Raw genomic sequence first — 19,054 nt, 5'->3', positions numbered from 1 at the left:
TCGCTCGCGCCCTCGCTCGCGGCCTCGCTCGCACGTCATCCGGCCCGCCCCCGCCCCTCCACCAGCCCTGATTCCCAGGCCCACGCGGCGATCTCCACGCGATTGCGGGCGGACAGTTTCGTCTGCACGTTGCCGAGGTGGGTCTTCACCGTGCCCAGTGAGATGGTCAGCTCACCGGCGATCTCGGCGTTCGTCAGGCCCCGGGCCACCAGGCGGACCAGGTCCGTCTCCCGTTCGGAGAGCGCGGTGTGCGGCTCCCGAGGGGCGGGGGCCGTGCTGTTGAGGCGCCGCAGGAGCCGAACGGTGATCGCCGGGCTCACCAGCGCCTCCCCGGAGGCCGCCGCCCTGATGGCCTCGACGAGCAGGGCGGGGCCCGAGTCCTTGATGAGGAAGCCCGAGGCGCCCTGGCTCAGGGCACGTTGCACGTACTCGTCGTCGTCGAACGTCGTCACCACGACGACCTTCGGCGGGTTCACCGTGCCGGGGAGCGTCAGCCTGCGCAGTGCCTCCAGGCCGTCCATACGGGGCATGCGGATGTCCATCAGGACGACGTCGGGCCGGTGGAGCCCGGCGAGTTCCACGGCGTGGACCCCGTCCACGGCCTCGCCGACGACGTCGATGTCGTCCTCCGCGCCGAGGATCATCGCGAACCCCGCGCGGACCATGGCCTGATCGTCGGCGATCAGAACCCGGATGGTCATGACGCCGCCACCCGCGCGGCGGCCGTACCGGCGGCGGCCGATCCAGCGACGGCCCCTCCGCCCATGGTCCCCCCGCCCGTCGGCGCCGGGAGCGTCGCCTCGACGGCCCAGCCGCCGGTCGTCACCGGCCCGGCCTGAACGCTTCCGCCGATCAGGTCCACCCGCTCGGCCAGGCCCTTCAGGCCGAAGCCGCCGTGGGAGACATGGCGCGGCCTGCCGTCGTCGGTGACCCGTACGGTCAACCGGTCCACCGAGCGGCTCACCCATACCCGTACCTCGGTGCAACCGTGGGCGTGTTTGCGTACGTTGGTCAGGGCCTCCATCACCACCCGGTGCGCCGTGGTGGTCACCTCCACCGGCAGATCGTCGACGGCACCCTCCAGATCGAGCCGGGCCCGCGCGCTGCCCATCGCCGAGAACTCCTCGACGAGCGAACGCACCTCGTCGATGCCCGCCAGCGGTGTCACCGCCACCTCCCCGTCGGCGTCACGCAGCATCCCCACCATGTGCCGCATGGAGGTCAACGCCTCCGAGCCGGCCTGTTCGATCCGCTGCAACGCGGGCGGCACCAGTTCGGGCCGCCGGTCCGCGACCGCGTGGGCCCCCTGCGCCTGTACGACGATGCCGGTCACATGGTGGGCGACGAAGTCGTGCAGGTCCCTGGCGAACTCCGTACGCTGCTCCAGCCTGAGAGCCGCCGCCTGCCGCCGCCGGTCCACCAGGAGTAGCCGCGTCCCGAGACCGATGCCAAGCGCGGTGACCGCGGCGAGGGCGAAGAGCAGCGCCATGATGATGGTGGACTGCCGCACCGAGACCGCCATGGGCCGCAGCACGATCGCCATGCACAGCACGGGCACGGTCGCCACGACCCACGAGGGCTTCCCCTGCCGGGCGACGACCAGCAGGAGCCACACGAGCGCCGCCGGTTCGGCGAACCCGAGGGCCTGCGAAGTGGCGACCATCTCCGCGTGCAGCCACACCGAGAGGCAGAGCGACACGAACGCGATCGCGCAGACGAGCTTCGGCAGCTTCCGCTCCCCGTCGATGCGGGGCGAGGCGATGGCCGCTCCGACGGCCAGCAAGGTGCCGATCAGCTTGGTGGGGCCGTGGCTCTCGATCCAGTAGAAGCCGGCCAGCAGGTCGAGGAGGACCAGGCCGGCGAGGGCCGCGACCAGCAGCATCCATGCCGTGAGGGGCAGCAGCCGCGTGGGCCCGTTCCGCCGCGCGTCCGCGGACGCGCTTGCCCTGGTCGCCGCCTCCGCCACGTCACGCACCCGTCTCAGCTCCCTCAGTCCTCTCAGCTCCCTCAGTCCTCTCAGCTCCCTCAACCCGTTCACCACGCGCAACCCGTTCACCACGCGGCGCTCTCTCAACCCGTGAACCATGCCGCCACGATCCCGCACCCCCGGAATCTCGCGCACCGGCCGAAAGTCGGAGTCTGCCGCCCATGATCTGTCTTTCGCCCGATACCCCGCGGAACGCGGCCGAGCAGAGTGGTGTCCACCGCGAGCGGCAGCCAACGCCACCGTAGTGCGGACCCACGGAGGCCCCCCACGGCCCCCTCCCCCATGACAGGAGCCACCCACTCATGGACAACGCGACGATGCACCTGGGCAACGGACCGGGAGCACGGCATTCCGCGAGCACGCCCCCACAGTCCCCGCAGTCCCCGCAGTCCTGGCAGCCCCCGTACCCCCCACAGCCCACCGAGTCCGCGATCGAGGCGTACGGACTGGGCAAGAAGTACCGGCGTGGCTGGGCCCTGCGCGACGTCTCGTTCCGGCTGCCGACCGGGCGGATCTGCGGCCTCGTAGGACCCAACGGCGCGGGCAAGAGCACGCTGATGGGCCTGGCCACCGACATGATCCGCCCAACGACCGGCGCCCTGCGGATCTTCGGCGCGGCACCGGGATCGACGGAAGCGGTCATGCGGACCGCGTTCCTCACCCAGGAGAAGCCGCTGTTCCGGCGCTTCACCGTGGCCGAGACGCTGCGGCTCGGCCGCGAACTGAACCCCCGCTGGGACCAGCGGGTCGCCGAGGACCTCGTCCGCGCGGGCCAGGTGCCGCTGGAGGCGAGGATCGGCACGCTGTCCGGCGGACAGCGCACTCGCGTCGCCTTCGCCCTGGCCTTCGGGAAGCGCCCCGACCTGCTGATCCTCGACGAACCGATGGCCGACCTCGACCCGCTGGTCCGCCGTGAACTCATGGCGACGCTGACGGCGGCTGCCGCCGAACGCGGCACGACCGTACTGATCTCCTCGCACATGCTCGCCGAGCTGGAGCATGTCTGCGACTACCTCGTCGTCGTGGCGAACGGCGGCCTGCGCCTGGCGGGCGAGGTGAACGAACTGCGCGCGGCGCACGCTCTGTTCGCGGTCCCGCCGGGCACGTCGTTCCCGGCCGGGAGCCCGCACCAGGTCGTCGAGTCCGACCCGCACGGCGGCGACGGCCGACCGGGCGTTCTGGTCCGCCTCGGCGCCCCGATCCAGTACGGCGGCCCGGCGGAACCGCCCACCCTGGAGGAGCTGCTGCTCGCCTACCTGCGCGCGCCCGACGCGCCTCCGCTGATCGCCCCCGGCGCCCGGCCCGGCGACATCCACGACGTCATCACCCGCGACCGGCAGAAGGCTGTGACCGCATGACCACGTTCACCGCTGACCCGGCCCGCACGGCCGCTTCAGACACGCGCCCTTCAGCCACGCGCCCTCCGCGCAAGGGACGGGTCCCGCGGCTCGGGGGCCCGGTCTGGCTCGTCTGGCGCCAGCACCGGGCGGCGTTCTGGACGCTGCTCGCCCTGACGCTCCTGACCGCGCTGGCCATGGTCTACCTGCGCGGCGAGCTGACGAACTACCTGGCCACGCCCACGCAGGGGGGCGCTGACCTCGAGGAATACACCGGCCAGCTTTTCAGCGTCGGCAGCTATCTGGGCTACGTACCCATCCTGGCGGGTGTCCTCATCGGTGCCCCGCTCGTGGCGGGCGACCTGGAGTCCGGCACGGCGAAGCTGGTGACCTCGCAGTCGGTCAGCCGCCTCCGCTGGCTCGTCACGAAGCTCGCGATGCCCGCCGCGCTGCTCGCCCTGTCCACCACCCTGCTGGGCGCCGTCTTCACCTGGTGGTGGAACCCGGTGCGGAGCCGTGCCGACAGCCTGGAGTGGACGAGCGGCTCGATCTTCGACGTCACGGGTCCCATGCCGGCGGCGTACGCCCTGCTCACGTTCACCGTGGGCGCGGCGGTCGGCATGCTCCTGCGCCGCACGCTGGTGTCCATGGTGGTCACACTCGGCATCGCAGTGGCGATCGCCGTCGTCTGGGGCCGCTTCCGGCTGGACCTGGGCCATGTCCTTTCGGTCACCACCGACAAGGGCGTCGGCCCCGGCGCCCGGCAGCCTGAGCTGCCGGCCCAGGCGGTACAGCAGGGCCAGGGCACCGACTTCCTCACGGACTCCGGAGCCCGCCTGGACTGGACGACGTGCCTCGACAAGATCGAGAACGCCCGGGCGCACACGGCCTGCCTGGAGTCACAGCACGTCATCGGCTGGTCGAAGGACTACCTTCCCGTCTCCCAGATGCAGACCATGCAGTGGATGGGAGCCGCCATCATGCTGACGGCCACCGCGGCCATCGTCACGTTCATCCTCACCTGGGGCCGCAAGCGACTCCTGTGACCGGCCCGCAGCCCCGCAGCCCCGTGGCTTCGCAGCCCCCCCAGTGCCGCAGGGCCGCAGGCCGGTCGCCACGGGCTGTCACTCTCCGCTCGCATGGGCGACCGAAACGCGATCACCAGCGCAGGGAAGGCCCGCCCCAGGCGCTGGCGCTGGCGCTGGCGCTGCCACCCCACCGGCCCCGGTCACCGCACTCGGCCCACAACAGCTTCCCGCCCCGCTCGTCCGGGAACGAATACGCGCCCCAGTCATCCGCATGGGCCCGTACGAGGAAGAGCCCGCGCCCACTCTCCGCACACGCGTCGACGCGCGGCCCGCCCCGTTCGAACCCGGCGGGAATCTTCGGGTCACCGTCCCAGACCGCCACGCGGACCCGCCCAGGATCGGCGACACCGGGCCCGAGACGCAGGGCGTACGGACCGGAGGTGTGCAGATGAGCGTTGGTCAACAGCTCCGACCCCAACAGCTCGGCATCCGCCACCAGTTCCCCCCGGCCGTGCGCCTCCAGAACCAGGCGGAGCAGGGCGCGGCCAATACCGGGGGCGCGGGGGTCATGAGGGAGATGAAGGGTGTACGCACCCGGGAAAGGGGCGGGGCCACCCGGAAGCGGGGATACGGTGGACATGGAAGTTCCCTCTCGTGTGAGCGAGTTGAGGCGTCGGCCGGGCGGATCGCCTCAGCCGGTGCCCAGTGACCAGGTCGCTCCGTCGAGCGGGATACTTCTGGGCGAGGCGCCTGGTTTCAAGGTAGCGGAGCTCCGATAAAGTCTTATCGAGAACAGCGCAAAGCTCTCGTCTACCACCCTTGTGGGTGACCGGATCACCAAGGAGGCGCCGAGTCAGTGCGGAGCAACCCGACAGGGCGTCAACTACGCCTCGGTTCCGAGCTGCGCAAACTGCGTGAGCGCGCCGGACTGACCTCCACTCAGGCCAGTCAACTACTCGGCGTGAAACAGAATCAGGTCAGCAACACCGAGTCGGGGCGCATGGGCGTCAGCCCCGACCGCGTACGCGCTCTGGCCCACCACTACGACTGCGCGGACCCGGCACTGGTCGACGCTTTGGCGAGCATGGCAGGCGAGCGCGTACGAGGGTGGTGGGAGGAGTACCGCGCCATACTGCCCGCCGCGCTGCTCGATCTGGCCGAGGTGGAACACCACGCCCGGCGCATGCGTACGGCGATCACGGTGCACATCCCCGGGCTGCTGCAGACCGCCGAGCACGCCCGCGAGATCTTCCGCCAGGACGTTCCCGCCATTACGCCACCGGAGATCGAGCATCGCGTCTCGTTCCGCGTCAAGCGGCAGGCCGTCCTGTTCCGGGAGGAGCCGACTCCCTATCACGCGATCATCCACGAAGCCGCGTTGCGGATGCGATTGGGCGGGCCCGCCGTCACCAAGGGGCAGCTTCATCACCTGATCGACATGAGCGAACGGCCTGGGGTCACGATCCAGGTACTCCCCTTCAGCGCCGGCTCCTTCGCCGGATCCGGACAGGCGATCTTCTACTCGTACGGCCCCGTACCGGGTCTCGACACAGTGCACCTGGATCAATCGCACGGCCCGGTCTTCCTGGACGCGGAGGCCCAACTGTCCAAGTACCGCGTACTGATCGAGCGCATGGAAGCCATCGCACTGCCCGTGCAAGCCTCACGGGACTTCATCCACACCGTCGCCAAGAGCTTGTGAAGGAATCGGAATCCCCATGCCTATACGCACCTGGCAGAAGTCGTCCTACTGCGCGCAAGGCGACTCCTGCGTCCACGTCGCCGCCGACGCCGATCACATCATCCTGACCGAGTCCGCCGACCCCCGCGCAGCCATAGTCACCACCACCCCCGACGCCTTCTCCGCACTCATCTCCTTCATGAACCGCAACACCAGCCACCCGGCGTCCCCAACGGCCTGACCTGGCAGGGACCCGCACCCGACGAAGCCATCGCCCCCGGCTGCGAGCCCGAATAGCGTCCACGCGGCGCACGCCACGCCCGTGCCCGCCTCTGCCGGCCAGCGCGGCCGACACATTCGGCGGGCATCCCTGTCCGATCCCAGCGCAATCCCAGCACGGGAAAGAGCCAAGGGTTCGACTGTCATGAGCCTCGTTCCGCGAACTCCTGTGCCTCCGCGCAGTAGGGTCTGCCCCACCCTGGGCCAGGGGGCTCGTCGGAGCGCCTGAGTCCGGCACCGCGTGGTCGACTGTCCGCACGTTGTTCGCGTGGCGGAAGGTAGACAGGTGAGAGACCGGATCGGGTACTCGGCATGGATCGTGGGCGTAGTGCAGTTCTTCGTCATCCACGGGATCGCCGAGTCGGCTTGGGCCAGACCGTATAGCTGGGCACGGAACAACATCAGCGACTTGGGCAACGCTCACTGCGCTCTGCAGCCAGAGCCTGAACCGCGGTACATCTGTTCCCCCGAGCATGGCCTGATGAATGTTTCCTTCATCGCCCTGGGAGTGCTGCTCGTTGCTGGCGCCGCCCTCATCGGTGGTGCCCTATGGCGCGGAGGCCGGGCCGCCGCCGTGGCCCGCCTACTGCTCGCCAGTGCCGGTATGGGCTTCGTGCTGGCCGGGCTGGCTCCTGCGGACGTCAACGAGAACCAGCATGTCCTTGGCGCTCTCCTCATCATGGCGGCGGGCAACATCGGTCTCGTCCTGGCAGGGTTCGCCCTGGCAGAACACATACCGACCCCCCTGCGGTGGGGCACCAGCTTGTTGGGAGCCACAGCGATCACGGCCCTCGGACTGTTCCTCTCCCGCCACTACCTCGGTCTCGGCATGGGGGGTATGGAACGGGTCGCTGCTCTTCCTCTCCTGGTCTGGGCGCTGGCCGTCGGCGTTCGTGGCGTCATCCGTCGGGCAGGTCGTGTGCACGAGGCGACGCCGGCAGAACCTCTCAGCCACGCTGGTTGAGAGCCCCGGTCAGGTCCCGGTCGGCCTCTCGTGCGGCATCGGGGCCGGACCGAGTCTCATCCACCTTGCCGGTGAGTTCGACGTTGTGCCGCTCCACCCTGCATCCCAGCACCATCCCAGCACGGGATGCACTGCAAAGTACAAGAAGATCCAGAAGCGCCAAGACTACGCATCAACGCCCGCCCCGGATACAGGCCGCCGCGCAGCGCTCCAGGCGCTGTAATAGTTTGTGTACTAGACTTGTGGCCATGAAGTCATCCCGCCCCGGCGGCACGGAGAACATCTCCGTCTCGATGCCCTCGGAACTCCTCGGCGCTCTGCGCGCGCGTACCGGCAAGCGCGGCGTGTCCGCATATGTGACGGCGGCGGTCCGGCATCAGCTCGCGATGGATGGCCTCGCCGAGATCGTGGCCGCCTACGAAGCCGAGCACGAGCCGCTGAGCGATGCCGAGGTCCAGGCCGCGCAGAGCGATCTGTTTGGTGACGCACCGGCGCCCTACGCGTCGAACGACAGCGCCGCATGAAGGAGCCCGCGGCCAGGTCCCTGGTGCTCGACTCCCAGGCGCTGTCACTACTGCTGCGCAACGACCGCCAGATGATCACCCGAATCGAGGCCGCCCGGCGCGTAGGCGTGCCCGTCCTCGTATCGGCCCTGACGGTGGTGGAGGCCGTCTACGGGAAGACGGACGCCGCCCGACTGCGCTGGCTTCTCTCCCGCCTTCAGGTCCAGGACGTTACCCAGGCGGACAGTCTCACCGCGGTGCAGCTGCTGAGCGACGCCGGCGGCCTGCACGGCCACAAGTACGCCATCGACGCCCTCGTCGCAGCGATGGCGCTCCGCTCCCCGGCACCCGTACTCGTGCTGACCTCGGACCGCGACGACTGGTCGAAACTGTGCGGCGACCGCGTACAGATCAAGGATGTCTGAGCTTGGCGTCTACCCTCCCGAGCCGTCACGTGAGCCTGGGGGCGTCATTGCTTGATCGATCCCGCCCCGCTGCCCGACGGGCAGGAGCGCGACCGACCGATGCCACGGATACAGTCCCCGCGTAACGCTCCTCCCTCGCTCGGGCTCGCGTGCGGTATCGCGACGCCGTCACCGGCCGGGGGAGGCACGGCCGCACCCCTCCGAGCTGCCCTTTGCCCTGCGTCCAGGGCCGGCTGCGGCGAAGTAGAGGAAGGGAAGCGCGTCCATCAGCTCGCACACGGCGGAGCGGATGGTGCGGCGGCGGAGATTCTGCTCTGGAACTCCCGCTACGCGGCACCGAACAGCGCACATCCCAGCACGGGCGTTCTCATCCCATCCCAGCACGGGAAAAGCCAAAGGGCCCGACCTCCAAGAGTCGGGCCCCATCTGACCTGCATGTCTGCCAGATCAGCGAAGTGGTGTTAAGTCACCCGCTACACGTTGAAGCGGAACTCCACCACATCCCCGTCCTGCATCACATACTCCTTGCCCTCCATGCGCGCCTTGCCCTTCGCGCGGGCCTCTGCCACCGAGCCCGTCTCCACCAGGTCGGCGAAGGAGATGACCTCCGCCTTGATGAAGCCCTTCTGGAAGTCCGTGTGGATGACGCCGGCCGCCTCGGGGGCCGTCGCGCCCTTCTTGATGGTCCAGGCGCGGGATTCCTTCGGGCCTGCCGTCAGGTAGGTCTGGAGGCCGAGGGTGCGGAAGCCGACGTGGGCGAGGGTGGCGAGGCCGGGCTCTTCCTGGCCGACGGACTGGAGGAGTTCGAGGGCCTCCTCGTCGTCGAGCTCGGCGAGGTCCGACTCCAGCTTGGCGTTGAGGAAGATCGCCTCGGCGGGGGCGACCAGGGCGCTCTGCGCGGCCTTGAAGTCGTCGTCCGTCAGCTCCTCCTCGTCGACGTTGAAGACGTAGAGGAAGGGCTTCGTGGTCAGGAGGTGCAGGTCGTGCAGGAGCTCTTCCTTGCCCGAGCCCTGGACGATGCCCTGGGAGAACAGGGTGTCGCCCTTCTCCAGGATCTCCTTGGCCGCCTCCACCGCCGCCACCTTCGGCGCGATGTCCTTCTTGATGCGCGACTCCTTCTGGAGGCGCGGCAGGACCTTCTCGATCGTCTGGAGGTCGGCGAGGATCAGCTCGGTGTTGATCGTCTCGATGTCGTCCTTGGGCGAGACCTTGCCGTCCACATGCACGACGTTCTCGTCCTTGAAGGCGCGGATGACCTGGCAGATCGCGTCCGACTCACGGATGTTCGCGAGGAACTTGTTGCCCAGGCCCTCGCCCTCGCTCGCGCCGCGCACGATGCCGGCGATGTCGACGAAGTCGACCGTGGCGGGCAGGACGCGCTGCGAGGAAAAGATCTCGGCCAGTTTCGTCAGGCGGGGGTCGGGGACACCGACCACGCCGACGTTCGGCTCGATCGTGGCGAACGGGTAGTTGGCCGCCAGCACGTCGTTCTTGGTCAGGGCGTTGAACAGGGTCGACTTGCCGACATTCGGCAGACCGACGATTCCGATCGTGAGCGACACGTTGCGACTTCCCGTACGTCAGGGCTGGGTGGGACGGTCCCCTTCGTACACGAGATCCGAAGTTCGAGAGTCTCGATTCGAGCGTCGAGCGTCGAGCGTCGAGGTTCAAGATTCGAGGTTCGAGGTTCGAGGTCCGAGGTCGGGATTCGAGGTTCGAAGTTCGTGTGACGAGGGTGGGCCGATCCACCAGTCTACGGCTTGCCGCCGCCGCCCCGACCGGTCACCCGGCCCCCTCCGACACGCCCGGGCGTTCGTCTGGCCCGTACCCGTCCGCCACCACGTCGAACGCATGGCCAAGGTCACGCCAAAGGCGTGTCTCACTGCTGAATCCGCGCGGAAGCCGACCTAGGTTGGACCAGTGGAGCAACACAGGACGCGTCCCCCTCAGACCGAACCGAAGGCGCCCGCCGCGGCCAGGCCCCGTCGGACCGCCCCGCTGCCCTCGCAGGGCCGGGCGGTCGAGCCAGGCACGGTGTACCGGGCCGCGCCGCGCCCGCGTCGGCCCGCCCCTCCGCTGGTACGGGCCCTGCGCCGCTCACCGCTCGTCCGCTCCCTGCGGCGGATGCCGAACCCGCGCCTGACCGGGCTCGGCAGTGGCCTGTTCTGCACCGGCGTGCTGTTCCTGCTCGCCTGCCTGCTGGGGCTGCTCTTCGACGGCTCACTCGTCGCCTACGGGGTGCTGTTCCTGCCCGTCGCCACGCTCACCGCGCTGTGGGTGCGCCCCGCGGACCTGGTCACCGCGCCCATCGGGGTGCCGATCGCCTTCGCCACCGGAATCCTGCCGATCTCCGAAGGCACCGGGTTCGGCGGCCGCCTCATGGGCCTCGTGACGTCGCTCGCGCTGCACGCGGGCTGGCTGTACGGGGGCACGCTCATCGCCGGGCTCATCGTGTGCGTACGCAAGATCCGGCTGATGGCCGAGCAGCGCCGGCCACCGAAGCCGCCGGCCGCCGCCGCCCGCCGGCCTGCGGGCGCCAAACGCGTACCCGCCGTCTGACAGCCAGGCCTGATGGCCGGCCCGACCCGGAACGGCCCTGAACGACGGCGAGCTACGCCTCGCTCGCCGCCATCGCCGCTCCCACGATGCCGGCGTTGTTCTGGAGCTGCGCCGGGACGATCTCCGCGGAGATGCCCTCGATCAGCGGCAGGAACTTGTGCGCCTTGCGGCTCACTCCGCCGCCGATGATGAACAGCTCCGGCGAGAACAGCATCTCCACGTGCGCGAGGTACTTCTGCACCCGGTGGGCCCAGTGCTCCCAGCTCAGGTCCTCGTCCTCGCGGGCCTTGGAGGAGGCGCGCTTCTCCGCGTCGTGGCCGTTCAGTTCGAGGTGCCCCAGCTCGGTGTTGGGCACCAGGCGCCCGCCGGTGAACAGGGCGCTGCCGATGCCCGTGCCGAGGGTGAGCAGCAGGACCGTGCCCTTGCGGTCCTTGCCCGCGCCGAAGTGCATCTCGGCGACGCCCGCCGCGTCCGCGTCGTTGAGTACGGTCACGGGGGCGCCGAGACGGTCCGAGACCAGCTTCCGGATGTCCGTACCGATCCAGCTCTTGTCGACGTTGGCCGCCGTGCGCGCCGTGCCGCCGGTGATCACGCCGGGGAACGTGGCGCCGACGGGCCCCTTCCAGCCGAAGTGCTCCACGACCTCGCACACACCCGCGACCACCGCTTCGGGCGTCGCCGGATGGGGGGTCAGGACCTTGTGCCGCTCCTGGGTCAGTTCTCCGCGGTCAACGTCCACGGGAGCGCCCTTGATCCCTGAGCCGCCGATGTCCACACCGAAGATCTCCATGGCCCCACCGTACGACCCGGATCAGCGCCGGCGCAGCTTCACCGTCGCCGCAGCTTCACCGCCGGCGCGCAGCATCGCCGCCGCCGTCCGATCGGGCTGGGGCGGCGCCGCCACCCGTGATCAGCCCTGCGACAGCTTCGCCGCCTCGGCCCGCAGGTCCTTGCGGAGCTCCTTGGGCAGCGAGAAGGTGATCGACTCCTCGGCCGTCTTCACCGTCTCGACGTCGCCGTAGCCACGCTCGGCGAGCCACTCGATGACGCCGTCCACCAGTACGTCGGGCACGGAGGCGCCGGAGGTCAGGCCGACCGTGGTCACGCCTTCGAGCCACGCCTCGTCGATCTCGTCGGCGCCGTCGACCAGGTGCGACGCGGGGGCGCCCGCGTCGAGGGCGACCTCGACCATGCGGATGGAGTTGGAGGAGTTCTTGGAACCGACGACGATGACCAGCTCGGCGTCCTCGGCGAGCTTCTTCACCGCGATCTGGCGGTTCTGCGTGGCGTAGCAGATGTCGTCGCTGGGCGGCGAGAGCAGGTTCGGGAACTTGCCCTTGAGGGCGTCGACCGTCTCCATCGTCTCGTCGACGGAGAGCGTGGTCTGGGAGAGCCAGACGACCTTGTCCGGGTCGCGGACCTCGACGTTCGCGACGTCGTCGGGGCCGTCGACGAGCGTGATGTGCTCGGGCGCCTCACCGGACGTGCCGATGACCTCCTCGTGGCCCTCGTGGCCGATCAGGAGGATGTCGAAGTCGTCATTGGCGAACCGGACGGCCTCCTTGTGCACCTTGGTGACCAGCGGGCACGTCGCGTCGATCGTCGCCAGCTTGCGCTCGGCGGCCTCCGCGTGGACGGTCGGGGCCACGCCGTGCGCGGAGAACATCACGATGGAGCCCTCGGGGACCTCCGCCGTCTCCTCGACGAAGATGGCGCCCTTCTTCTCCAGGGTCTGCACCACGTATTTGTTGTGCACGATCTCGTGGCGGACGTAGATCGGGGCCCCGTACTGCTCCAGGGCCTTCTCGACGGCGATCACGGCACGGTCCACGCCCGCGCAGTAGCCACGGGGAGCGGCGAGCAGGACACGGCGGGAGCCAGGCGTTGCAGTCATGCCACCCATCGTAAGGCCGCGTCCAGCGCGTCAAAGATCGCCCCGTTGGGGAGACTGAAGGCCTGCGCCGATCCCGCGCGCTGATCCACGGAGGCACGGAGGCACGATGTCCGGTGAGACCGCCGGTGAGACCGCCGGTGAGGGAGCCCACGCGGCGGGCGTCGAGTCCGCCGACGACCCGAGGCTGCGGCGCAGTCTGGGCTTCCGCGACCTCGTCGTCTACGGTCTGCTCTTCATCGCCCCCATGGCGCCCGTCGGCGTCTTCGGGACGCTCGACGCGAAGTCGCACGGAGCCGTCGCCCTCGTCTACCTGATCGCCACGGTCGCCATGGCGTTCACCGCGTTCAGTTACGCCCAGATGGTGCGGGTCGTCCCCCAGGCGGGGTCCGTCTTCGCCTACGCGAGCGCGGGGCTCGGAAAAGGCTTCGGGTTCATCGCCGGGTGGATGGCGATGCTCGACTACCTGCTCATCCCCGCGGTCGCCTATCTCTTCTCCGGCATCGCCATGAACTCGCTCGTGCCGTCGGTGTCGCGGTGGGTGTGGACGGCCCTCGCGGTGCTCATCACGACCTTGCTGAACCTGTGGGGGGTACGGACGGCCGCGCGGGTCGGTTTCGCCGTGCTCGCCATGGAGATCGTGGTGCTCCTCGTCTTCGTCGTCGCCGCCGTGGTCGTCCTCGCCAGGGACGGTGCCCAGCGGGACTGGCTCTCCCCGCTGACCGGTGACGGCTCGCAGGGTGCGTTCGCGCTGTCCGCCGTGGTGGGGGCGGTGTCCATCGCCGTCCTCTCCTACCTGGGCTTCGACGCCATCGCCTCCTTCGCGGAGGAGGTGACGGGCGGCTCGGCGAAGGTCGCGCGGGCCGTGCTGTTCTGCCTGGCGCTCGCCGGTGTGCTCTTCATCGCCCAGACGTACCTGGTGGCCCTCCTGGAGCCGCTGTCCTCCGCCGAGCTCGCCGCGGAGCCGGTCAAGCAGGGCACGGCCTTCTACGACGCGGTCGACTCGGCGGCCGGATCGTGGCTGCACGATCTCGTGGCCGTCAGCAAGGCCATCGGCGCCGCGTTCGCCGCGCTGGCCGGGCAGGCCGCGGCGGGGCGGCTGCTGTTCGCCATGGCCAGGGGCCGGCGGCTGCCGAAGGTGCTCGCCCGGACCGACTCCGGTACGCCTCGGGTGGCACTGCTCTGTGCCGCTGTCGTGACGTTGGTGGCCGCGGTGTGGGCGGCTCGGCGGGACGACGGGATGGACCACCTGGTGTCGGTGGTCGACATCGGGGCGCTCACCGCGTTCCTGCTGCTGCACGCGAGCGTGGTGGGGTGGTTCGCCGTGCGGCAAGGGGGGCTCTTTAGCTGGTGGCGGCATGGGCTGGTTCCCGTGCTTGGGGCCGTGATCACCGTGGCGGTCATCTGGGAGGCGGCGGGCTCCGCGCAGGTCGTCGGGGCGGTGTGGCTCGTCGTGGGACTGGCCGTCCTTCTTGTTCAGCGGGGGCGGCGGGTGGTCTAGGCCGCCGCTTCGCGGCGGATTCCCTTCCCGTCCACCCGTCCGTTCGCCCCGCACCAAGCCCGCGCCGAACGAACGTCGGCTCTGTCAGACCCGGCGGCTACGCTCACCGCATGGCTCTCAACACGTCCGCCGACGCGCCGCTGCCCGTCGGGCAGGTGTCGCGGCTGATCGGCGGCTGGATCGATCGGCTCGGTGCCGTGTGGGTCGAGGGGCAGATCACCCAGCTGTCCCGGAGGCCCGGCGCCGGCGTCGTCTTCATGACGCTCCGCGACCCCTCGCACGACATCTCGATCAGCGTCACCTGTTACCGCCAGGTCTTCGACGCCGTGGCCGACGTCGTCTCCGAGGGCGCCCGCGTCGTCGTCCACGCGAAGCCCGAGTGGTATGCCCCGCGGGGTCAGCTCTCCCTGCGTGCCGCCGAGATAAAGCCGGTCGGCGTCGGTGAGCTGCTCGCCCGCATCGAGCAGCTCAAGAAGCGCCTCGCCGGAGAGGGACTGTTCGCCCCAGAGCGCAAGAAGCCGCTGCCGTTCCTGCCGCAGCTCATCGGCCTGGTCACGGGCCGCGCCTCGGCCGCCGAGCGGGACGTCCTGGAGAACGCGCGGCACCGCTGGCCCGCCGTCCGCTTCGAGGTGCGCAACGTCCCGGTGCAGGGCGTGCACGCGGTGCCGCAGGTCGTGCAGGCCGTGAAGGACCTCGACGCGCTCGACGAGGTCGACGTGATCGTCGTGGCGCGGGGCGGCGGCAGCGTGGAGGACCTGCTGCCGTTCTCCGACGAGCAGCTCATCCGCGCGGTGGCCTCGTGCCGTACGCCGGTGGTCTCGGCGATCGGCCACGAGCCGGACAGTCCCCTCCTCGACCTCGTGGCGGACCTGCGCGCCTCCACGCCCACCGACGCGGCCAAGAAGGTCGTGCCGGACGTCGGGGAGGAGTACGAGCGGGTGCGGTGGCTGCGGGACCGCGCCCGGCGCTGCATGGACGCCTTCCTGGACCGGGAGGACCGGGGTCTCGCCCACGCGCTGGGCCGGCCCTCGATGGAGCATCCGCACCGCATGGTCGAGGAGCGCGAGGAGCAGGTATCCGCCCTCGTGGACCGCAACCGCCGCACGCTCGGGCACCTCCTCGACCGGGCGGGTTCGGAGCTGACGCACACCCACGCGCGCGTGGTGGCCCTCTCCCCCGCGGCGACGCTCCAGCGGGGGTACGCGGTGCTCCAGAAACCGGACGGCACGGTCATCAGGGCCCCCGCCGACGTGACCGCCGACGAGGAGCTGCGGGCCCGGGTCGCCGAGGGCGAGTTCACCGTACGGACCATGGGGCAAGCCGATGAAGCCGATGAAGCCGCGGCCGACGCGGACAATGCCGAGATTTAGGGTGGGCGCATGACCAGCACAACGGACGGGACCGCGGGCTCCGCGGACGCGCTCGGGTACGAGCAGGCCCGGGACGAGCTCATCGAGGTCGTACGCCGCCTCGAAACGGGCGGTACGACCCTGGAGGAGTCGCTCGCCCTGTGGGAGCGCGGCGAGGAGCTGGCCAAGATCTGCCGCCGCTGGCTCGACGGCGCCCGCGCCCGCCTGGACGCGGCCCTCGCGGGGCCTGACGCCGATGACGGCGGCGGCGCGGACACCGAAGCCGCGGACACCGCAGCGGACGACGAGGGCTGACCGCACCGGACCTGACCGGACCGGACCGGACACACAGTCGATCCAGACAGTCGCTCCGGACCGGCCAGACAGTCGATCCAAACAGTCGCTATTGAGACAGAACCCTGTGAAGCGGATCACGAGGACCCAGTTTTGGTTGAATCTTAAACGTCACTTGTCGTACGGTCGGTCGTGCCAGTTGATCCACAACACATCGCACGCACGTACCGAGAAGGTTGATCCATGTCTCTCGCCCTTGACCCCGCCGCCCAGGACCTGCTCTTCCGCGAGGCCCGCACCGCGAACACCTTCACCGACGAGCCGGTCACCGACGAGCAGGTCCAGGCGATCTACGACCTGGTCAAGTACGGCCCGACCGCCTTCAACCAGTCGCCGCTGCGCGTCACCCTGGTCCGCTCCCCCGAGGCCCGCGAGCGCCTCGTGCAGCACATGGCCGAGGGCAACCGCCCCAAGACCTCGGCGGCGCCGCTGGTCGCGATCCTCTCCGCCGACAACGAGTTCCACGAGGAGCTCCCGGCGCTGTTCCCGCACTTCCCGCAGGCCAAGGACGCCTTCTTCTCCGAGCGCCCCGCCCGTGAGCAGGCCGCCCTGGTGAACGCCACGCTGCAGGCCGCGTACTTCATCATCGGCGTGCGCGCCGCCGGTCTCGCCGCGGGCCCGATGACCGGTTACGACCCGGCCGGCCTCCAGAAGGAGTTCCTGGACGGCGACCACACCCCGCTGATGGTGATCAACATCGGCAAGCCCGGCGAGGACGCCTGGTTCCCGCGCTCCCCGCGCCTGTCCTACGAGGACGTCGTCACCACGGTCTGAGCGACACTGAGGGACGCCGAGGGACACTGAGCGACCCCCTCGCACCAGCCACGTGAAGGGCCCCCGGCGCACACCGCCGGGGGCCCTTCACGCGTACGCGGTAGCCGTACGCCACGTCAGGCCGTCTTCAGCGACTCCGCCATCTTCGTGAGCTGCCCGAACGAGGCCGTGCCCGCGATCACCGTCGTCGCGTCCTTCTCCGTGTTCACCAGGGCGTCGTACGTCGGACCCTGGTAGCGCTGCCAGGTGCGGCCGGCGATCTTCTCCGTGGCGTCGGTCTTCCGCGCCTCCCGGGTGGCCTTCTCGATGAACTTGGCCGGCTCGGCGGTGGACTGCTTCAGCGCCACGTACTCGCCGTCCGGGTCGAGGAAGCCCAGGTGCCAGCTGTCGTGCTCGGCGCCGTTGAACCGCACCGACGTCGGCTTCCACTCCTTGGCCAGACCCTCGGGCGCGGCCACGGGATAGGCCGCGGCGCGCCGGGCCGTCAGGAGTTCCACCCGGTAGTCGACGCGCTTCACCGGGGTCTTGGACTCGTCGTGCGGGATGAAGATGTAGATCACGCCTGCCACCAGGGCGATCACCACCAACGACCACAGCATGTTCTTGACGGTCTGGTTGCCTTGTCTGCCTGCCACGCCCCCATGCTCTCAGGCCGGGTAAGCGGACCTTCCCCCGGTATCCGTACCGGCGCCCGGTTCCGCTCATGCGTGGGGCCCACTGCTCATTTTGTCGGCCTGCGGATAGAGTCACGAGCACACCCTCATCCGGCCGCCCCTCCCGTCTCCCGCCACCGCCCTTCCGAGGACGCCCTACGGGCGCGCCATTTTGTATCAGCAGAAAGGTGCTCTCCGATGACCGAGCATCATCTCCCGTCCGAGCTCGAGGTCTCTCCCGAGGCTCCCGACCGCAACCTCGCCCTGGAGCTCGTCCGGGTCACCGAGGCCGCCGCCATGGCCGCGGGCCGCTGGGTCGGCCGCGGTGACAAGAACGGCGCGGACGGCGCCGCCGTCAGGGCCATGCGGACCCTCGTCTCCACCGTCTCGATGAACGGCGTCGTCGTCATCGGCGAGGGCGAGAAGGACGAAGCCCCGATGCTCTTCAACGGGGAGAACATCGGCGACGGCACCGGCGCCGAGGTCGACATCGCCGTCGACCCGATCGACGGCACGACCCTCTGCGCGAAGGGGATGCCGAACGCCATCGCCGTGCTCGCCGCCGCCGACCGCGGCGCGATGTTCGACCCGTCCGCGGTCTTCTACATGGACAAGCTGGTCACCGGCCCGGAGGCCGCGGACTACGTGGACATCAACGCCCCCGCGTCGGTCAACATCCGCCGGGTCGCCAAGGCCAAGAACTCCTCGCCCGAGGACGTCACGGTCATGATCCTCGACCGTCCCCGCCACGAGGGCATCGTCAAGGAGATCCGGGAGACCGGCGCGCGCATCAAGTTCATCTCGGACGGCGATGTCGCCGGGTCGGTCATGGCCGTGCGCGAGGGCACCGGCGTCGACCTCCTGATGGGCATCGGCGGCACCCCCGAGGGCATCATCTCGGCCTGCGCGATCAAGTGCCTGGGCGGTGTGATCCAGGGCAAGCTGTGGCCCAAGGACGACGCCGAGCGCGGGCGCGCCATCGACGCGGGCCACGACCTGGACCGCACGCTCTCGACGGACGACCTGGTCAAGGGCGACAACGTCTTCTTCGTCGCGACCGGCATCACCGACGGCGAGCTGCTCCAGGGCGTCCGCTACCGCGCGGCCAACGCCTCGACGTCCTCGCTGGTCATGCGCTCCAAGTCGGGCACGATCCGCAAGATCGACTCCGACCACCGGCTGTCGAAGCTGCGCGCCTACAGCGCCGTCGACTTCGACCGCGCGAAGTAGTCGATGAAGTAGACGGTGAAGTAGCGATGAAGTAGACGATGGGGGCGCCCCGTGCGGGGAGCGCCCCCATCGTTCGTTCGTACGGCCGGTCAGCCGGCGGCGGCTATCGAGTGCGCCGCCTGCTTGAGCTCCATGTCATGCCTGCGGCGCCGCGCCAGGACCACGCGGCGCTCGGCGGCGGTGAGCCCGCCCCACACGCCGTACGGCTCGGGCTGGAGCAGGGCGTGCTCGCGGCACTCGACCATGACGGGGCAGCGGGCGCAGACGCGCTTGGCCGCCTCCTCCCGGGAGAGCCGCGCCGCGGTCGGCTCCTTGGACGGGGCGAAGAACAGTCCCGCCTCATCACGCCGGCACACGGCTTCCGTATGCCATGGGGCGTCATCGTTGCGGTCCCGCACGGGACCTCTTCCCCAGGCACCGGCATTCGCTCGTGCAGGGGAGGCCCCATCAGCCGGCACTGCGGCGACCTGCGAGGACTGATGCGACGGTTGCAGCACGGCCTACTCCTGACGACGGCTTCGCGAGCGAGAGACGATGCA

At 70.0% G+C, this 19,054-nt stretch carries 21 protein-coding genes; 13 read left to right on the top strand and 8 right to left on the bottom strand.

The genetic code is table 11. The annotated features are described in order from the left end of the window. Nucleotides 1-35: 35 nt before the first annotated feature. Together ACRAKF_RS24810 and ACRAKF_RS24805 are read right to left on the bottom strand one after the other, a co-directional pair. The gene (locus ACRAKF_RS24810) at nt 36-701 is read right to left on the bottom strand and encodes a response regulator (RefSeq protein WP_447039665.1); all 666 of its coding nucleotides are present in this window, start codon (nt 699-701) and stop codon (nt 36-38) included. Then, entirely contained in the window at nt 698-1,975 is a 1,278-nt protein-coding gene (locus tag ACRAKF_RS24805; RefSeq protein WP_447039663.1) for a sensor histidine kinase, read from the bottom strand. The genes ACRAKF_RS24810 and ACRAKF_RS24805 overlap by 4 nt, the downstream gene beginning before the upstream one ends. 314 nt (nt 1,976-2,289) lie before the next feature. Between ACRAKF_RS24805 and ACRAKF_RS24800 the strand changes: the two genes are divergently transcribed. Both ACRAKF_RS24800 and ACRAKF_RS24795 read left to right on the top strand, forming a co-directional pair. Then, the gene (locus ACRAKF_RS24800) at nt 2,290-3,345 is read left to right on the top strand and encodes an ABC transporter ATP-binding protein (RefSeq protein WP_447039661.1); all 1,056 of its coding nucleotides are present in this window, start codon (nt 2,290-2,292) and stop codon (nt 3,343-3,345) included. Continuing rightward, nucleotides 3,342-4,370, top strand: coding sequence for an ABC transporter permease subunit (locus ACRAKF_RS24795; protein WP_447039659.1), 1,029 nt, complete (start codon nt 3,342-3,344; stop codon nt 4,368-4,370). Before ACRAKF_RS24800 ends, ACRAKF_RS24795 begins: the two co-directional genes overlap by 4 nt. Nucleotides 4,371-4,482: 112 nt before the next feature. On the opposite strand, the gene ACRAKF_RS24790 is transcribed toward ACRAKF_RS24795, so the two are convergent. Further along, nucleotides 4,483-4,992 (bottom strand): ATP-binding protein, encoded by a 510-nt coding sequence (locus ACRAKF_RS24790; protein ID WP_447039657.1) that lies wholly within the window; start codon nt 4,990-4,992, stop codon nt 4,483-4,485. 216 nt (nt 4,993-5,208) lie between these two features. On the opposite strand from ACRAKF_RS24790, the gene ACRAKF_RS24785 reads away from it, so the two are divergent. The 5 genes from ACRAKF_RS24785 to ACRAKF_RS24765 all read left to right on the top strand — a co-directional run bounded on the left by ACRAKF_RS24785 (nt 5,209) and on the right by ACRAKF_RS24765 (nt 8,204). Beyond that, the gene (locus tag ACRAKF_RS24785) at nt 5,209-6,054 is read left to right on the top strand and encodes a helix-turn-helix domain-containing protein (RefSeq protein WP_447039655.1); all 846 of its coding nucleotides are present in this window, start codon (nt 5,209-5,211) and stop codon (nt 6,052-6,054) included. A 16-nt stretch (nt 6,055-6,070) separates the two neighbouring features. Continuing rightward, entirely contained in the window at nt 6,071-6,274 is a 204-nt protein-coding gene (locus ACRAKF_RS24780) for a DUF397 domain-containing protein (RefSeq protein ID WP_447039653.1), read from the top strand. 366 nt (nt 6,275-6,640) lie between these two features. After that, nucleotides 6,641-7,276: a DUF998 domain-containing protein gene (locus ACRAKF_RS24775; protein WP_447039651.1), complete on the top strand. Its 636-nt coding sequence runs from the start codon at nt 6,641-6,643 to the stop codon at nt 7,274-7,276. Between the two features lie 248 nt (nt 7,277-7,524). After that, the gene (locus tag ACRAKF_RS24770) at nt 7,525-7,800 is read left to right on the top strand and encodes a hypothetical protein (RefSeq protein WP_447039650.1); all 276 of its coding nucleotides are present in this window, start codon (nt 7,525-7,527) and stop codon (nt 7,798-7,800) included. Beyond that, nucleotides 7,797-8,204, top strand: coding sequence for a PIN domain-containing protein (locus tag ACRAKF_RS24765; RefSeq protein WP_403901887.1), 408 nt, complete (start codon nt 7,797-7,799; stop codon nt 8,202-8,204). Before ACRAKF_RS24770 ends, ACRAKF_RS24765 begins: the two co-directional genes overlap by 4 nt. A gap of 473 nt (nt 8,205-8,677) precedes the next feature. On the opposite strand, the gene ychF is transcribed toward ACRAKF_RS24765, so the two are convergent. Further along, a complete protein-coding gene (ychF, locus tag ACRAKF_RS24760; protein ID WP_447039647.1) occupies nt 8,678-9,766 on the bottom strand; it encodes a redox-regulated ATPase YchF in 1,089 nt (362 codons plus the stop codon). A 358-nt stretch (nt 9,767-10,124) separates the two neighbouring features. Here ychF and ACRAKF_RS24755 point away from each other — a divergent pair, with 358 nt between their 5' ends. Then, the gene (locus ACRAKF_RS24755; protein ID WP_447039645.1) at nt 10,125-10,763 is read left to right on the top strand and encodes a DUF6542 domain-containing protein; all 639 of its coding nucleotides are present in this window, start codon (nt 10,125-10,127) and stop codon (nt 10,761-10,763) included. 52 nt (nt 10,764-10,815) lie between these two features. On the opposite strand, the gene ppgK is transcribed toward ACRAKF_RS24755, so the two are convergent. Both ppgK and ACRAKF_RS24745 read right to left on the bottom strand, forming a co-directional pair. After that, nucleotides 10,816-11,553, bottom strand: coding sequence for a polyphosphate--glucose phosphotransferase (ppgK, locus tag ACRAKF_RS24750; protein WP_447039643.1), 738 nt, complete (start codon nt 11,551-11,553; stop codon nt 10,816-10,818). Between the two features lie 120 nt (nt 11,554-11,673). After that, complete coding sequence (locus ACRAKF_RS24745) at nt 11,674-12,666, bottom strand: 4-hydroxy-3-methylbut-2-enyl diphosphate reductase (protein ID WP_447039641.1); 993 nt, start codon at nt 12,664-12,666, stop codon at nt 11,674-11,676. Between the two features lie 97 nt (nt 12,667-12,763). Here ACRAKF_RS24745 and ACRAKF_RS24740 point away from each other — a divergent pair, with 97 nt between their 5' ends. The 4 genes from ACRAKF_RS24740 (at nt 12,764) to ACRAKF_RS24725 (ending at nt 16,632) form a co-directional block, all read left to right on the top strand. After that, the gene (locus ACRAKF_RS24740; RefSeq protein ID WP_447039639.1) at nt 12,764-14,155 is read left to right on the top strand and encodes an APC family permease; all 1,392 of its coding nucleotides are present in this window, start codon (nt 12,764-12,766) and stop codon (nt 14,153-14,155) included. 110 nt (nt 14,156-14,265) lie between these two features. Continuing rightward, entirely contained in the window at nt 14,266-15,525 is a 1,260-nt protein-coding gene (gene xseA, locus ACRAKF_RS24735; protein ID WP_447039637.1) for an exodeoxyribonuclease VII large subunit, read from the top strand. Between the two features lie 9 nt (nt 15,526-15,534). Beyond that, entirely contained in the window at nt 15,535-15,819 is a 285-nt protein-coding gene (locus ACRAKF_RS24730) for an exodeoxyribonuclease VII small subunit (protein WP_447039635.1), read from the top strand. A gap of 222 nt (nt 15,820-16,041) precedes the next feature. Next, nucleotides 16,042-16,632: a malonic semialdehyde reductase gene (locus ACRAKF_RS24725; protein ID WP_447039634.1), complete on the top strand. Its 591-nt coding sequence runs from the start codon at nt 16,042-16,044 to the stop codon at nt 16,630-16,632. Between the two features lie 116 nt (nt 16,633-16,748). On the opposite strand, the gene ACRAKF_RS24720 is transcribed toward ACRAKF_RS24725, so the two are convergent. Beyond that, nucleotides 16,749-17,267: a DUF4245 domain-containing protein gene (locus ACRAKF_RS24720; RefSeq protein ID WP_447039632.1), complete on the bottom strand. Its 519-nt coding sequence runs from the start codon at nt 17,265-17,267 to the stop codon at nt 16,749-16,751. A 216-nt stretch (nt 17,268-17,483) separates the two neighbouring features. On the opposite strand from ACRAKF_RS24720, the gene glpX reads away from it, so the two are divergent. Then, nucleotides 17,484-18,515, top strand: coding sequence for a class II fructose-bisphosphatase (gene glpX / locus ACRAKF_RS24715; RefSeq protein WP_447039630.1), 1,032 nt, complete (start codon nt 17,484-17,486; stop codon nt 18,513-18,515). A gap of 89 nt (nt 18,516-18,604) precedes the next feature. Here glpX and ACRAKF_RS24710 read toward each other — a convergent pair whose 3' ends face one another. Beyond that, nucleotides 18,605-19,012 (bottom strand): WhiB family transcriptional regulator, encoded by a 408-nt coding sequence (locus tag ACRAKF_RS24710; RefSeq protein ID WP_447039628.1) that lies wholly within the window; start codon nt 19,010-19,012, stop codon nt 18,605-18,607. Nucleotides 19,013-19,054: the final 42 nt, after the last annotated feature.

The sequence above is a fragment of the Streptomyces sp. DSM 118878 genome (assembly GCF_052936595.1).
Note: the sequence above shows the minus strand (reverse complement) of the source record. Positions and strands in the feature narration are given on the sequence as shown.

What these genes read in the sequence shown, in the direction of transcription:
- ACRAKF_RS24780 (WP_447039653.1), top strand. Translation starts at nt 6,071, where the DNA reads ATGCCTATACGCACCTGGCAGAAGTCGTCCTACTGCGCGCAAGGCGAC.
- ACRAKF_RS24795 (WP_447039659.1), top strand. Translation starts at nt 3,342, where the DNA reads ATGACCACGTTCACCGCTGACCCGGCCCGCACGGCCGCTTCAGACACG.
- ACRAKF_RS24745 (WP_447039641.1), bottom strand. Translation starts at nt 12,666, where the DNA reads ATGGGTGGCATGACTGCAACGCCTGGCTCCCGCCGTGTCCTGCTCGCC.
- xseA (WP_447039637.1), top strand. Translation starts at nt 14,266, where the DNA reads ATGGCTCTCAACACGTCCGCCGACGCGCCGCTGCCCGTCGGGCAGGTG.
- ACRAKF_RS24730 (WP_447039635.1), top strand. Translation starts at nt 15,535, where the DNA reads ATGACCAGCACAACGGACGGGACCGCGGGCTCCGCGGACGCGCTCGGG.
- ACRAKF_RS24810 (WP_447039665.1), bottom strand. Translation starts at nt 701, where the DNA reads ATGACCATCCGGGTTCTGATCGCCGACGATCAGGCCATGGTCCGCGCG.
- ACRAKF_RS24725 (WP_447039634.1), top strand. Translation starts at nt 16,042, where the DNA reads ATGTCTCTCGCCCTTGACCCCGCCGCCCAGGACCTGCTCTTCCGCGAG.
- ACRAKF_RS24765 (WP_403901887.1), top strand. Translation starts at nt 7,797, where the DNA reads ATGAAGGAGCCCGCGGCCAGGTCCCTGGTGCTCGACTCCCAGGCGCTG.
- ppgK (WP_447039643.1), bottom strand. Translation starts at nt 11,553, where the DNA reads ATGGAGATCTTCGGTGTGGACATCGGCGGCTCAGGGATCAAGGGCGCT.
- ACRAKF_RS24770 (WP_447039650.1), top strand. Translation starts at nt 7,525, where the DNA reads ATGAAGTCATCCCGCCCCGGCGGCACGGAGAACATCTCCGTCTCGATG.
- ACRAKF_RS24800 (WP_447039661.1), top strand. Translation starts at nt 2,290, where the DNA reads ATGGACAACGCGACGATGCACCTGGGCAACGGACCGGGAGCACGGCAT.
- ACRAKF_RS24790 (WP_447039657.1), bottom strand. Translation starts at nt 4,992, where the DNA reads ATGTCCACCGTATCCCCGCTTCCGGGTGGCCCCGCCCCTTTCCCGGGT.
- glpX (WP_447039630.1), top strand. Translation starts at nt 17,484, where the DNA reads ATGACCGAGCATCATCTCCCGTCCGAGCTCGAGGTCTCTCCCGAGGCT.
- ACRAKF_RS24740 (WP_447039639.1), top strand. Translation starts at nt 12,764, where the DNA reads ATGTCCGGTGAGACCGCCGGTGAGACCGCCGGTGAGGGAGCCCACGCG.